Raw genomic sequence first — 14,390 nt, 5'->3', positions numbered from 1 at the left:
GCAGCCCGAAGGCCGCGTTTTCTGTTGAAGCTAAGTTCTGTAGGTTACTTACACGTTCAGCTTCTTCAGAAATGGAACGCTGGGCGGCATCAGCGCAGGATCTTCTTCCAGTTCGACAAAGTAGTTCTTCACGCCGCCCACCTTTGCTGCTGCGAAAACAGACTTCCAGTCCACAACACCCTGTCCAATGGGAACCTGGCGGAAGCCGCTCTTGGTGGATGGGTCCTTCACCCAGTCCTGGCAGTGCATGGAAAGATAGCGCCCCGGATACTTGTGGAAGTACTCCACGGCATCGAAGCCTTCCTGCTGGGTGGAAACCTGGAACTGCAGCTTGACGTTCGTGGGATCGAGTTCGGCGATCATCACGTCGTACACGCGCTTGCCTTCAATCGTCTTGGAGACAAAGCCTTCGTTATGCAGCAGTGCGGTGATGCCTGCGGCGTGTGCCTTCTCTGCGAACGCGTTGAAGGGTTCCACGTAGCGCTTCACATCGTCAAGTGTTTCAGTGCCTTTGCTATTGAAGGGCCCGAGCGCGGCTACGGCCATCTGCGTCATGCCAAATTCCTTCGCATAGGCGATGCTTTCGTCGGTCTTCTGGAACAGTTCGTTTGGCCCCCAGTGCGCTGAGATGCAGGTCAGGCCCCAGCTCTTCAGCAGGTCACTCAGTTCCTTTGGCTTGTACTTCTGCAGGCTGGAGAAGTCAGAGTAACCATAGGGCGAGCAGAGTTCGATTGCCGTGAAGCCCGCTGCGTGCAGACCCTTCATGGTGCCTTCGAAATCGGTGTTAATGGTCTTGCGTACGGGGTACGTCTGACAGCCAATGGGCAGGCCCAGTGGATTTGCAAAGCTTGCAGGTGTTGCAGCCACGGCGGTGGCAGCAGCGGCAAGCTGGAGGAAGGTGCGTCGTGTCATGGCCATGGGCTTACATCTCCACTGTGAAAACTGCGATCAGCATATCGAACTCAGGGTGGGGCGTGCTTAACCTAACTTCGCAAGACTCTCCACAGAGGGTACGAAGTAATACGAGCCCGTGATGGGAGCCGTATAACGGGTAAGCGCATCGCGTGTGCCGTTGACCAGGCCGGCCATACTTTCCAGCATCTTTTGCAGGCGCTGCTGTTCTGCGCTGAATCCAACGAACATGGTGCCGTGCTTCTGCACGCCGCCATAAGGCATGTTGCGGCGGAAGATGTTGCCGAAGGTGTCCTGATCCGTGCGCGCCACATGCGAGTATTCCGGCTTGTCTTCCAGCTCGGTACTGTCTGCCTTGGTGCGGCCCATGGTTAGTTCCTGCTGATGCACGGGCAGCGCTTCCCATGCAGCGGTGTTGTGCTGCCACTTCTGCAGCAACAACACGGAACCTGCGGCGCCGGGCTGGCCCCCTGCAATCAATGCATCGGCGGGTGCTTCCAGCAGCGATGGGTTCTCTGAACCGTCAATGAATCCGGTAAGGTCGCGGTCGTGACGGTAGGGCCAGCTTGCAGTTTCTTCTGAGAGCTTGGCGACATCGGCGAAGTCGTTGACTACAGTGCGCGCCATATCAAACAACACGTCATACGCGCTGCCGGAAAGCCATACCAGCGCATCATGTTGTGTTGCAGGCATGATGAAGTTCTCCACGCCGCGCAGGTCTTCGTTGAAGCCGTGAACGTCTGCGGGCATGTCACCGGGCATCAGCGTGCGCCATAGCTCTGGACGAATGCCGATGACAAAGTTCACGCCACCGGTGGTGGTGCGTGGTTCGCGAATAGCCGCGATCTTCGATGCGAATGCAGCGTGGTGCTGCGTGTCCAGCAGGTCAAATTCCAGATACGCGTGCGAAGAAGTGCCAAGGGCAAAGATGCCAGCCTGTGGTGTGTACATGCGCGAATTATAGGTTGTCGATACGATCAAACTGTTGCAGCGCGTGTGCGTACATGCAGCCAGCAGTTGATGGCGAAACGCGAGTCGGCGAAGTCCTGTGACGGGCATGCAATGGGCATGACCTGGTGCGGCACAAACGAGGGAAAGATCGCCAGCGTGTTTTGTGTGGGTTCAATGTCCGTGTAGGTATCGTCATTCGCGGAGAACAGGCGCAGTTGGCCGCCGCTAAAATTCTTCGGTTCGCGATGAAAGTAGTACACGGCGCTCAACGCCCGATGCGAACCCTGCCCCATGACTGTCTGCGTATCGGTGTGTCGCGTGAAATGTGCGCCGTCATTGTGCGCGGCCAGCTCCAGTTCCATGCCGGAGACATCGAAGGGCGGCAGGTTCATCTGCGTCAGCCAGTCGCGGTACTGACTGCTGGCAGCTTTGGCCAGCGGCATTTTGAAAGGGCCAACGTCCTGCATCACCAGTGCGCGACGCAGTTTGTCATCCACACCGGTATGCACGCGCGCCGCTACGAATGATGACTCGTTTTCGAGAGTCCAGCGCAGGAGATTGCTGTGGTCTTCCGCGGAAAGGAAGTTCGGCACGACGAGATGAGGCGCTTGCGGCATGGCGACATTATCGCGCACGTGCATGGGACGACGTCAGACGCTCCCAATTGCCGTAAGCGATCTTTGCTTTGTCTTCTGTGCTGATCGATAGCTGTTCCAGAAATTGCCTTGGCGCTCCGCCGGGGCGGTACTGATAGGGATAGTCGGCGGAGAACAGCACGCGGTCAATGCCCACCACGTCGACAGCGTGGCGGAAGTAGAGTTCGTTCCACATGCCGCTGGGTGTGACGTACAGGTTCTCTCGCATCACGTCCAGCACCGGACGCTGCAATGTTTGCACGCGGCTCAGGTTCTTCAACCGTTCTGTGTAGAAGAGGACGACTTCGCCCCAGTGGCCAAGGATCATCTGCAGTTGCGGATGTTTGTCGAAGATGCCTGCCAGAATCATGCGCACGAATTGAATGCCAGCTTCGTAATGCCAGCCGAGGCCGAAGGTAGCAAAGGCGATATCGGTCATGTCATTGAAGCCGCCGTACAGCGTGTTGCGCACAGTCTGCTGCGGAATCTGCGGATGGATGTACATGGGCACGCCCAGCTTCTCTGCCATGCCAAACATCGGCAGAAAGTCGGGATGATCGAGGTTCCTGTCGCGCGTGCGTCCGCACAACATCGCACCGTGGAAGCCGAGTTCTTGAACGGCTCGCTCTAACTCAAGCGCGGCTTCGTCTGGTGCGGCAGTGGGGAGCGTTGCGAAACCCTGAAAGCGATCAGGATATTTTGCAATCGCCGCGGCGAGCAGGTCATTCGTGTGCCGTGCGAGCGGCACGCTGACTTCCACATCCAGGTTGTGCAGCGCGGGTGTTGTGACGGAGAGCACCTGCACGTCAACACCGCTCTCGTCCATCAGCACAATGCGGCCTTCGCCCAGGTCGTCGAGACGCGCTTCGACCTCACCACGATCAAACGCGGATGTGCCTTCTGTTCCGATGGCAGAAGCCGCCCACGCAGCGCGGATCTCTGCGGTGAGGAAGTGTTCTTCAATCGCGATGATCTTCATAGAGACTCAGATGCGCGTCCGACTCTGAAGAATCGAACGCGCATGGTTGTTGCTTGGTTTGGATTGGTTTAGAGAGCGTCGATGCGGGTGCTGCCGCTGCCGGTGCGAATGCGAAGCTGCGGCCCACCGCCGTTCATGGTGCCATGGACTCCGTGTCCGCGCCCCATGTCGCCACTGGTCATCATGGGGAGCTCGCTATGGAAACTGCCGCTGCCTGCGGTGGCGTCCACGTTTGCGTGCAGATCGCGTGGCACAGCCAGACGTACGCTGCCGCTGCCCGCCTCAAGGGTCGAATCGCCGTCAATCTGTTGCCCCGGGCGCAGACGAACCGAAACGCCGCCGCTGCCAGAGTGGATGTGGAACTGGCTAAACCCACCGTCTGCGGTAAAGCCGCCGCTGCCTACGGTGCCACGCAGGCGTCCCGCGCTTTCCATCACATGCACGCCACCGCTACCGGCGGTGATGTTGATATTGCCATTCACACCCGCGAGCTCGGTGCTGCCGCTACCGGATTTCAGCGTGACATCACTGTCTGCAGGTGTCTGCACAATCACCTCAGGCGAACGCCCGTGGTTGCTATGCCACCCGAACTCATCGCGGCGTTTCAGCGAGAAGGAAATCTGGTTGCCGCTGCTGCTCTCTTCCAGCTTGTAGTCCTTCAGGTCCTGGTCATGGGCATCCACGTGGATGGTGACGGACCTGCAGGTGCCGCAGGCTGTGGTGTGGATGCTGCCCTCGCCAGTGGTCACGCTCAGGTCAACGCGACCGCTGACAGGGTACGCTTTGTCCCACGTTTTGCCGGACTGAGCGTGTGTGGCAACAGAAGTGATGAGGGCGACGGTAAGGACCGCGAAAGAAACAATGCGCATGGCCGGGAAATCCTCTGATGGGCAATACGCAGGAAATACTGCCGCGGTTCGTTCTTTTTGCGAAATTCTTCTCTTCAAGCTCTGTGGACAGGGGGAGCCGTGGCCCGTCGAAACGCGGAATACTATCGACAATGCGACTCTGTCGTTACTAAGCCAAGGTTATTCGTAGATATACGAAATGCCATCACTCCCACAGCGACCGAATTTAGTCGGGTGCCCCACATCTCGGCTTTTCGAGATGTGGGTTTGCAGGATGGTGGTTAAGTCACGATGGCAGTTTGTGCTTCCTGCATTCTTTGTTCATCAGTCCACGTCGATTCGATCGATACTGCCCCCTCTTCTCCATAGGCCCAGTACCCTGCGCCTTTTCGTGGAGGATGCCCTCAATCTCGTTAAGATGCCGTTCCAATGGATCGATCCAGGCAAAGCACTTCATGACCTTTCCCTGCATCTAAACTTCTATCCGGCCTCGTCTTGTATTGTTTAAGTCCAGCCGGTCAAGACCGGTACGGAGATCGTATGGCACAAATCAAGCGTGGTTGGATGATTCTCGCAGCCGTTATTGTCCTTGTATTGGTTGGGGTCTTCGCGATCAGTCATCTGCTGGACGCAGACACCTACCGCAATCGCATCGAGAAGGCGCTCTCCGACGCGCTGGGACGCACCGTGCAGCTGGGGCATCTTGATTTTTCGCTCTTCTCCGGTAATCTCGTCGCCGAGTCTCCCACCATTGCCGACGACACCGCCTTCAGCAATCAACCCTTCCTCTCCGCAAAAGATGTTCGCATCGGCGTTGCGGTCATGCCGTTGCTGCTGCATCGGGAAATCCATATTCAGGGCTTCACCATTGACGATCCGAAGATCACGCTCATCCGCGCTGAGAACGGTACATGGAACTACTCCAGCATCGGCGGCGAAGGAAAGGCCAAGACCTCGCAGGACACCAACGATCTGATCCCGAACCTGACCGTCAACAAAATCGACATCGTCAACGGAACCGTCACCGTGGGTACCTTGCCGCAGCAGCGCCAGCCGCACGTCTACACCGACCTCAACCTTCATGCGCAGGACTTCTCCTTCAGCAAGTCGTTCCCCTTCACGCTCGGCGGTAAGCTGCCTGCCGGAGGAAGCCTCGACGTGAGCGGCAACGCTGGCCCACTCAACCAGCATGACGCCTCGCTTACGCCGCTCACCGCACAGATTGCACTGAAGCATGCCGATCTTGTCTCCGCCGGCTTCGTCGAACCCAGCCAGGGAATCGCTGGCATTGCCGACCTCGATAGCAAGATCGTCTCCAACGGCCAGACCGCGCAGGCGGATGGCACCCTTCACGTGACGCAACTGAAGCTGGCTGCCAACGGCACACCCTCTTCTCAGCCGGTCGATCTGAAGTTCTCCCTCCTGCAGAACCTGCAATCGCTCTCCGGCACCATCACCAGCGCCAACCTGCAGATCGGCAAGGCGGCACTCGCGCTCACCGGGACTTACCAGACGCGTGGCAACGTCATGTCGACGGAGTCCCACGTCGATGGCAGGAACATGCCGATCGACCAGCTTGTTGCATTTCTGCCTTCGCTCGGCATCCAGTTGCCCTCCGGCTCGAAGCTGCAGGGTGGCACGTTGACCACTGCGCTCAATATCAGCGGACCGGCCAACGCGCTTGTCATCACAGGCCCCGTGCAGGTGGCCAACACCCAGCTCGCCGGCTTTGACCTTGGCCAGAAACTCTCCAGCATTCAGTCCTTCACCGGGGCGAAGACCGGCTCAAACACCACCATCCAGACCCTGAGCACCAACCTGCGCTACGCCTCCGACGGTATCCAGACCAATAATCTTGTCGCCGTCGTACCCGGCCTGGGATCGGCCACCGGCAGCGGCAGCATCAGTCCCAGCAATGCGCTGAACTATCGCTTGCTGATTAAGCTATCTTCCAGCGGTGTAGGCGGGCTGGCAACCCAGGCCATGAGCCTGCTTCCCGGCGCCTTCGGCTCCACCGTAAGCCAAACCACCGCCAATGGCATTCCCGTCACCATCAGCGGGACCACGGCGAATCCCATCTTCACGCCCGACATGAGCAAGCTCATCGGCGGAGCCGTAACGCAACAAAAGAACACGCAAACCAACTCCATTGGCAAAGCCCTCAGCGGCCTCTTCCACCGATAACCGTCGCGCAACTTCACACATGCCGACTTTGCGATACCCGTGGTATCCACGGGAACAAAGCTAGGAACCGGTGTCTACATCCACAGTCCCATCGGTGGTGGGGAACGTGCCGGGTCGAAAGCTCTCATTGGGGCAAAGCCTTCAGAAAGGCAAGCATTTCGCGCTCTACATCCACCTCGTTGGAGCGAAAGACGTAATGATCCGCGTTTGGAAGACGGATGACGCGGGCGCCAGGAATTCCCTCTTCAAACGCCTTTGCTTGCGCTGAACTGTCGGCAAGGTCCCGCGCTTTAACAGCGGCTACTGCGATGGGTTCTTCGTTCTCCAGTCCAGGATAATGATGAGGCACAGCGAAAAAGGCCAGCGTAGGAGAGCGGATCTCGGTGTACTTTTGCTCGCCTTGAAAAATCGCCCCCTCTATAGACTCGATGTCATCCCTAGCGATTCTCGGCCGGTCCGGGAAGGATTTCAGCGCCTTCTGCTCTGCCTGTAGATCTCTTTCAAGCTGCGGTAAGCCGACCTTTAGCAGCGCATCCACCAAGGGCTTGCGTCCCACCGGTCCGCCTTGATAAAGCCTGTTCAACGATCTCTCGAGATCATTCGCGTCGATCTGAAGATCTCCCCGATCTCGGGGATAGTACGCGTAGGCGTACCCGGCATCGAGATAAATCAACCCAGCGATTCTTTCAGGGTGGCGGCTTCCAATGGAACTCAACTCCTCCCCCGCTATGGAATGGCCGACAAGTACCGGTCTATCAAGATTGAGAGAGGCAATCACAGCGAGCACGTCATCTCCTAAGCGGTCGGCCGAGTAAACGCCATCCGCTGGGACGGGAGCGCTTGACGCGCCAAACCCGCGCCTGGTGATTCCGTATACGTGGTTAGTCGCTGTAAATCTCGGCGCAAACATTTCAAAAACATGTGCTGTATTCCCGAGCCCGGCGAGAAACACAAGCGGTCGCCCACTACCACCCCAATCGATGACCTCGAGCAGCACGTCTTTCTCAACCGCTATAAATCGTGTCGCGTGAGAGACATCTTTGACCGGGGTCATGGCCGGTTGTTGAGCTTCTAAAACGCGCGTGGACAGCACGATCATGGCGGCCATAAGAAGCTGGAATTTCCTCATAAACATTCCTCAGTGAAACCTTACGCTATTGCCTGAACTAACATCTGTACTGGTCTGCTTAAGTAGGTTGGATCGGTCCCGTTAAACGCCGTTCCATTGAATTGAAATGTCCTGAATGCGCTTAAAAGCAAAAGGCCCCGCTTTCGCGGGGCCTTTTGATGCTGTATCTACTTAGTATTCCTTCACTCCGTCAACGAATGCCTTCAGCTTGCGGCTGCGGCTGGGGTGGCGGAGCTTGCGGAGTGCCTTTGCCTCTATCTGGCGGATGCGCTCGCGCGTTACCTGGAAGCTCTGTCCTACTTCTTCCAGCGTGTGTTCGCTGCCGTCTTCCAGTCCAAAACGCATCTTGATGACGCGCTCTTCGCGCGGCGTCAGCGTGCGGAGGACCTGGCTGGTGTACTCCTTCAGGTTGACGCTGATGACAGCATCGGAAGGCGATACGGCCATGCGGTCTTCGATGAAGTCGCCAAGATGCGAATCTTCTTCTTCACCGATGGGCGTTTCCAGCGAGATGGGTTCCTGCGCAATCTTCAGGACCTTGCGGACCTTCGCGACAGGGATATCCATACGCTTTGCGATCTCTTCCGAGGACGCTTCGCGGCCAAGCTCCTGCACAAGCTGACGGCTGGTGCGGATGAGCTTGTTAATCGTTTCGATCATGTGCACCGGGATACGGATGGTGCGGGCCTGATCGGCGATGGCGCGCGTAATCGCCTGACGGATCCACCACGTTGCATACGTGGAGAACTTGTAACCGCGGCGGTACTCGAACTTGTCCACGGCCTTCATCAGGCCAATGTTGCCTTCCTGAATCAGGTCAAGGAACTGCAGGCCGCGGTTGGTGTACTTCTTCGCGATGGAGACCACGAGACGAAGGTTCGCCTCGATCAGTTCACGCTTCGCGCGCTCCGCATCCATGTCGCCCTGCACCATCTCACGCTGCGTGCGCTTGAGGCTGTCCACGGTGATACCCGCTTCGGCTTCCAGGCGGTCCAGGTCGTGGCGGCAGTTCTTCTGCTGACGCTTGTATTCCTTCTTCAGCTCTTCGGACTTGCTGGCTTCGAACTTGGTGTCCAGACTCTTGATCTGGCGCTCCAGCGTCCGCATGCCGTCGACGGTCTTGTTCACCTTGTCCAGCAGGCGCTTCTTTTCGCCGTTGGTGTACTTCAGTTCACGGACAATGCGGCTGACCTTCACGCGCTCGCGGCCGGCGGCCCAACGCAGTTTGCGCTGTTCCTTCTGGCTCTTGGCCTTGCCGGATTCCAGCGTAGCGGTGGCTTCTTCCGCAGCGTTCTGGTGCTTCACCAGGTTGTCGATGCGCTTGGCGGTCGCCTTCACGCGTGCTGCCAGAACGTCTTCCGTCAGTTCGTCCTCGTCGAAGGTAACCACTTCCTTCACGTTGCGGACGCCGCGCTTCAGGTCTTCGCCCAGCGCGATGATTTCGCGAATGACAATGGACGAACGCGAGATAGCCTTCATCACGCGCATCTGTCCGCGCTCAATACGCTTGGCGATTTCAACTTCGCCTTCGCGGGTGAGCAGCGGCACAGTGCCCATTTCGCGCAGGTACATGCGCACGGGGTCGTTCGTCTTTTCAAGCTGACCCGGTGTCAGATCCAGCTCAACGTCTTCGTTTTCTTCTGATTCTTCGCCGTATTTGTCACGGCCCTCGTACTTATCCTCGCCGTTAAGGACGTCGATGCCCTGCGTATTGATGGTGGTCAGCAGGTCGTCCAGATCGTCGGCAGAGGTGATGCCTTCGGGGATCAGGTCATTGACCTCACCGTATGTGAGGTAGCCCTTTTCCTTACCGGTGTCGATCATCCGGTCTACGTCTTCCTGATAGTTGTCGATTTCTTCAGCCACGGTGTTTTCCGTCCAGTCCCGAAAATTGTGCACGGAAGCCGACGCGCCAGGTTGCAGGCGCAGACACGACTCCCTTGATGGTTGCGGTGTGCATGAGCAGAGAAGTATGGGGCGCGGTATCAAAGACCGCAGGCGCAAGGTTGACAGCCGTGTAAGGACTGGACCACAAAGGCGCACTTCTCCAGCGAAGCACAGAGTAGCACATTCTTTTAGACGCAGGAAAGAGAAAAAAGACGCAGAAGTATACGCCCGAAGAAATCTACCTGTCTTCCAACCTGCGGACCATGTCGCCAAAACACGATTGCATCAGAACCAGTGCAATTCCATTGCCCGCCACCGTCGTCATGCCCATTCCCATACACGACTGAAAACGTCGCAATTTACAGGACTTTCCCGCATGGTTATGGTGGTCGTCATTGGAATGCCGAGGCAACGTGAGGGCGCTGCCCCGGCTCCAATGAACAAAGTTCCTGGAGGTGTCCTATGCAATCAGTTCATGACGGTCAGTGTGGTCTCTGTACGCACTTTGGCGAACACCACAGCAAGAGCAGCGCCCTGGTCAGCATTCTCACCAGCCACAAGGCAGATGTCGTCCTCGTAGATGAGTGCGGCCATCCGAAGCACGCCAGCCTGCACCTGAAGGTGACACCCATCAGCGGTTGCGACGGCTTCGTTCCCGCCGCGGCAGCGTAAGTCGCCCTCAAACCCATCGCACAAGGCCCTCTCTGCCACCGCGGCGGAGAGGGCTTTGCTGTCTGTAACGGAGAAAAAGCTCCCCAGCAAAAGGAAAGGGCCACGCAGTCTGCGTGGCCCTTTCGGTAATGCGAAGCAGTGTTTACTGCACCGTCAGGTTGATCGTCTCCACATGGCTTACGCTGCCCGACGTCGCCGTCACTTTATAGGTGTAGGTCCCCGTTGGCGTGCCACTGGGATTCGGCCCGGTGCCCTTGCTGTCGCCGCAACCCGTGACACCGAGTGCGAAAACGAAGAACAGCGCCAGCAGACCGCCGGTGCGAACAATCCGACCATTACGCTTCACCAGCAACATCGCCATGGCGGCAATCATCGCCAACAGCAGCGAAGCCACACGACCTGCACCGGATGCGGGCAACATACCCCATCCCGCAGGCAACGTTCGTGACACCGTGGTGATGATGACGTTTGCCGTCGCAGTTCCACTCGCCGTCAGCGCGACCGGCGAAGTAGGTGTGCAGGCAACGCCTGTGGGCGCTGTGCCGCTGGTCGTGCAGGTAACCGTAATGGAACCCGCAAAGCCGTTGAGTGAGGTGAACTTCAGCGCAAGGTTCGTTGAGTCACCTGCGTTCAGCGTGATCGCTGTCGTCGTATTGCCCGACGAATCGCCCATCGAGAAGTCCGCCGGCAACAGACCGGTACCCGTCAGCGACACGGTCGAAACCGTCGCCGAACCGTTCACCTTGATGCTGCCGGTGCGGGCACCCGTCGCAGTCGGAGTAAACACCACGTTGATGGCGCAGGCCGAACCCACCGCCAGCGACGATCCGCAGTTGTTGCTCTGCGCAAAGTCACCCGTCACGGTGAAGCCGGTGATGCTGATGGCTGTTTCACCCGTGTTGGTCAGCGTCAACTGTTGCCCAACCGAGTTCTGCCCCACAGCAATGGAGGTAAGGAACGTGCCACTGCCCGTCAGCGTTGCGCTGGTGACAGGAGCAGGCAGTGCCAGGTAAGCCAGCAGCGGATCGTGATCCGACATCGCAGCAGGCGTCGTTGCATCGTTGTACAGCACCACGGGGAAGTCCGCGTCAATGTGGCCCACTGCCAGCGTCGTGCTTCCTGCAATGTCCGCAGTCACCACGGCATGGTCCAGCACCTGCGCGTTGCCCCACTCGGTGTAGCTCTGCTGCAGTGCCGCAGGCATCTGGTTAATCAGGTCAACCGCCGCCGGATTCACAATCGCCACACCCGGCTGTACGGCAACACCGTTGCCAACGTTGCCCATAATGGTGCCCAGCGTATCCGTATAGCCATCAGAGAACTGGAAGGCATTCATGTCACCCACTGCAATGACATGCTCGCCCGCCTGCTGGTAACCCTGGATCAGGTTCGCCAGCATCTCGGCCTGCAGTTCTTTCTTTGACTGCACAGTCGCCGTATTCACCGAAGTCAGCGAACGCAGGTGGTTGGAGATCACCGTGATGGGGTACGGCTTCACGCCTGTACCGCGGTTGATGGTGGCATGCAGCACCTGCGAGGGACGGTCATTCAGCGCTGATGTCCCGGCAGCGACCAGCGTCTGTGTGCCCTTCTGCTCCCACGCGGTCACGTTCACGGTAGAAGGCTTCACCAGGAAACCGACGGAGATACCACCCACGTCATTGGTAAACGTCGTAACGGAGTCCGTGCCATAGGCCACATAGCCGGGCTTCGTGCCAGTGGTGGTGTCCGCGTCGATCTGTGCGGCCATGTCCTTCAGAACCTGGAGATTCTCCACCTCTTCCACAGAGACGATGTCCGGGTTATTCAGAACCGTACGTACGGCCAGCGAAAACTTCTTCAAACGGCGAGCATACGCATCCGCGGTGACATCCACAGCGGAGCTTCCCGCCGTCTTGCCCGTCACCGGGTTGTAGTAAAGGTCGTTCGCGGAGTTGGTGTCGAAGAAGCGCTCCACATTAAACGCAGCAACCGTGAACTGGTTGCTGTTCGGCAGCGGCAACGCCGTCACCGTTACGGCACCAGCGGTCGTCACCGTCGGGCGGTTTGCCGCCGTCAGGATGATGCGCGCCGGATCGCCATAGGGGTAGTCGGTGGAGTAAGTGAAATCCACCACGCCCGTTGCGCCGGTAATGACCGCACCCGCCGCAACGTCAATCGCCGTGCCGCCACCCAGCGTGCTCTCAATGATGAGGCGCTCCGGGTTGTCGTCATACAGCGTCAGGTTCGCAGGCCGAACCGCACCCGCAGCCGTCGCCGGGTTGGTTCCCGCAGGGCAGTTCGCAAGGGTGGGGCAGGTTGTTGACGGGAAGTCGCGGAAGTCCATACCCGGCTCGCGGAACGGACGCGGGATCCCCGTGCCAGTTACGTACAACTGGCCGTTGGAAACCACGGTCTCCGTCGTCTCAGTCAGCGTGGCATCCGTGCCACCAACCGCAGTCACGGACGGCAGACTCACCAACATGCTCTCGTAGGGACGAAGCTGGTTGATGTCACCGGTTGGCGTGGGTGCCGTAATGGCAATGGCAGTCGGCAAAGGATTGCCCGTGCTGTTCACCGTCAGCGAAGCCGTGGTGACTTCCAGCGACGGCGTATGGCTGGCCGTGGCAGCCGGATACAGCGTCAGCTTGCCGGTGACCGTGACATTGTTTCCAACCACAGCACCCGCCGGATTCTTCCCGGAGCCGCTGTAAACGTAGATGCCTTCATCGCCCGTCGATCCTGGGGTCGACGAAGCAGTCTGCATGTAATAACCAGCGTTCGTCACCACTGTGATCACGCCCGTAAATGTGATGTTGGTGTTGACATACGTGGAACGGTTCGCCTGAATGGTGGAGATCGGCGTAACGCCCGTCGGAGTGGTGACTGCAAGCGAGATGTTACCCGTGACCGTCGCAGCAGTGTTGTCCGTCACCTTCACGGGGATGCTGTACGCATTCGCTGCCGCGTTGCTGGGAACGGTGTAGGTGTACGTGTATGTGTTCGTAGCGGTAAGCGCCAACGGCTGTACCGTGCTGCCACCCAGCCCCGAAAGATCCGCTGTTACCGTCGCAGACGTCGTTGCGGTACCCGGCGTGATGACCACCGTTAGGACAGTATTGCTGCCACCGGTAACGCTGGCGGGGCTCGCCAAAGCAGAAGCGACTGCCACCTGCGTACTCGGAATCGACGTAGTGCAGGTATGTACGGCAGTGCTGGTGTTGCGTGGTGCAGGTGTATCTGCAATGAAATCTGCAGAATTGTCATCCGTATCAACGCATACATCGGCGCGAAGCGCTGTCAGCGTGTTCGAACTGGCCGGTGCTGCCGCAGTTTCTGAGCAACTCGCACTGGAGATGAAGCTAACTTCATCAATGATGTTGCCACCAGTGCAGCTCGTGCCAGGCAGATTACCCGTGACGCCGTTGACCAGCGCTACCTTACCGCCTGTTGCGGCAATGGAAAGGCTGGCACTGAGATCAACTGCTGGCAACGTGCCACCCTGAGTACCACTGCTGCCGCCGATCAGGTAAAACTGACCGGGCTGCAACATCACATTGGGCAACACAGCAATGTTTGAGGCGCTTGTGCCAAAGTTTCCCGCCGCAGAGCCATACTGCACGGAAAGTCCGTTCAAGCTCACCGCTGCTGAGGTTGGGTTGAAAATCTCAACGTAGTCGCGATTGTAGGTGTAGGTGGTCGTGGTGCTGCCACCGCCACCACCACCGTACACCTGCGTAATCAGCAAATGATTGGGAGCGGCCGCAACGGCACCTGCGTGCAGCACAAGCGCAAAGAGCGCAGTCAGCAGCGCAGGAAGCAGTCGCTTCGATCCAGAATTTGTTTTCAAGTATGGCCTCACAGAGAAAAGCAATGCAGAAAAAAATAGACACCTTCCAAATTGCTCAGCAGGAAGGTGCAGGGGACAACAATCGAGGTAGCAGTGTCGCCGCCCACAGCAGGGCGTACAAGAGAAATGTGAACGCCATATTGCGGCATCACTGCAACTGTCGCTGTCATTTTTCAGCATGTCACGTCAAAGCTATCCACATTTAAATAGCACGTGAATTCCCAAACGCCGCGACACGTCATGCATCTCACGGTGAACGCGCCACGACAACTTCATATGGTCAAAGACCAGCGAAGCTCCAACGGTTCAAGACCAGCGAAGCTCCAACGGTTCAAGACCAGCGAAGCTCCAACGAACGAAGTCG

The 14,390-nt window shown here is 58.1% G+C and carries 10 protein-coding genes; 2 read left to right on the top strand and 8 right to left on the bottom strand.

Annotation, left to right across the window (positions count from 1 at the left end):
- Window positions 1–48 precede the first annotated feature (48 nt).
- From AB6729_RS12555 to AB6729_RS12535, 5 genes are all read right to left on the bottom strand, one after another.
- On the bottom strand, window positions 49–918 hold the full coding sequence (locus AB6729_RS12555) for a sugar phosphate isomerase/epimerase family protein (protein ID WP_371081963.1): 870 nt from the start codon (window positions 916–918) through the stop codon (window positions 49–51).
- Between the two features lie 60 nt (window positions 919–978).
- On the bottom strand, window positions 979–1,863 hold the full coding sequence (locus AB6729_RS12550; protein ID WP_371081962.1) for a Dyp-type peroxidase: 885 nt from the start codon (window positions 1,861–1,863) through the stop codon (window positions 979–981).
- Window positions 1,864–1,889: 26 nt separating this feature from the next.
- The gene (locus AB6729_RS12545) at window positions 1,890–2,480 is read right to left on the bottom strand and encodes a 2OG-Fe(II) oxygenase (RefSeq protein WP_371081961.1); all 591 of its coding nucleotides are present in this window, start codon (window positions 2,478–2,480) and stop codon (window positions 1,890–1,892) included.
- Window positions 2,481–2,487: 7 nt separating this feature from the next.
- On the bottom strand, window positions 2,488–3,477 hold the full coding sequence (locus AB6729_RS12540; RefSeq protein WP_371081960.1) for an amidohydrolase family protein: 990 nt from the start codon (window positions 3,475–3,477) through the stop codon (window positions 2,488–2,490).
- Window positions 3,478–3,545: 68 nt separating this feature from the next.
- On the bottom strand, window positions 3,546–4,346 hold the full coding sequence (locus AB6729_RS12535; RefSeq protein ID WP_371081959.1) for a DUF4097 domain-containing protein: 801 nt from the start codon (window positions 4,344–4,346) through the stop codon (window positions 3,546–3,548).
- 519 nt (window positions 4,347–4,865) lie between these two features.
- On the opposite strand from AB6729_RS12535, the gene AB6729_RS12530 reads away from it, so the two are divergent.
- Window positions 4,866–6,509, top strand: a complete 1,644-nt coding sequence (locus AB6729_RS12530; RefSeq protein WP_371081958.1) for an AsmA family protein — start codon at window positions 4,866–4,868, stop codon at window positions 6,507–6,509.
- Window positions 6,510–6,633: 124 nt separating this feature from the next.
- Here the strand turns inward: AB6729_RS12530 and AB6729_RS12525 are convergent, their stop codons facing one another.
- Together AB6729_RS12525 and rpoD are read right to left on the bottom strand one after the other, a co-directional pair.
- The gene (locus AB6729_RS12525; protein WP_371081957.1) at window positions 6,634–7,617 is read right to left on the bottom strand and encodes an alpha/beta fold hydrolase; all 984 of its coding nucleotides are present in this window, start codon (window positions 7,615–7,617) and stop codon (window positions 6,634–6,636) included.
- Window positions 7,618–7,809: 192 nt separating this feature from the next.
- A complete protein-coding gene (gene rpoD / locus AB6729_RS12520) occupies window positions 7,810–9,504 on the bottom strand; it encodes an RNA polymerase sigma factor RpoD (protein WP_371081956.1) in 1,695 nt (564 codons plus the stop codon).
- 483 nt (window positions 9,505–9,987) lie between these two features.
- Between rpoD and AB6729_RS12515 the strand changes: the two genes are divergently transcribed.
- A complete protein-coding gene (locus tag AB6729_RS12515) occupies window positions 9,988–10,197 on the top strand; it encodes a hypothetical protein (protein ID WP_371081955.1) in 210 nt (69 codons plus the stop codon).
- Window positions 10,198–10,339: 142 nt separating this feature from the next.
- On the opposite strand, the gene AB6729_RS12510 is transcribed toward AB6729_RS12515, so the two are convergent.
- Complete coding sequence (locus tag AB6729_RS12510; protein ID WP_371081954.1) at window positions 10,340–14,026, bottom strand: lamin tail domain-containing protein; 3,687 nt, start codon at window positions 14,024–14,026, stop codon at window positions 10,340–10,342.
- Window positions 14,027–14,390: the final 364 nt, after the last annotated feature.

The sequence above is a fragment of the Terriglobus sp. RCC_193 genome (genome assembly GCF_041355105.1).
GTDB lineage: Bacteria > Acidobacteriota > Terriglobia > Terriglobales > Acidobacteriaceae > Terriglobus.
Note: the sequence above shows the minus strand (reverse complement) of the source record. Positions and strands in the feature narration are given on the sequence as shown.

Coding starts and splice junctions, on each gene's coding strand:
- AB6729_RS12515 (WP_371081955.1), top strand. CDS start 9,988: ATGCAATCAGTTCATGACGGTCAGTGTGGTCTCTGTACGCACTTTGGC.
- AB6729_RS12555 (WP_371081963.1), bottom strand. CDS start 918: ATGGCCATGACACGACGCACCTTCCTCCAGCTTGCCGCTGCTGCCACC.
- AB6729_RS12545 (WP_371081961.1), bottom strand. CDS start 2,480: ATGCCGCAAGCGCCTCATCTCGTCGTGCCGAACTTCCTTTCCGCGGAA.
- AB6729_RS12530 (WP_371081958.1), top strand. CDS start 4,866: ATGGCACAAATCAAGCGTGGTTGGATGATTCTCGCAGCCGTTATTGTC.
- AB6729_RS12525 (WP_371081957.1), bottom strand. CDS start 7,617: ATGGCCGCCATGATCGTGCTGTCCACGCGCGTTTTAGAAGCTCAACAA.
- AB6729_RS12540 (WP_371081960.1), bottom strand. CDS start 3,477: ATGAAGATCATCGCGATTGAAGAACACTTCCTCACCGCAGAGATCCGC.
- AB6729_RS12535 (WP_371081959.1), bottom strand. CDS start 4,346: ATGCGCATTGTTTCTTTCGCGGTCCTTACCGTCGCCCTCATCACTTCT.
- AB6729_RS12550 (WP_371081962.1), bottom strand. CDS start 1,863: ATGTACACACCACAGGCTGGCATCTTTGCCCTTGGCACTTCTTCGCAC.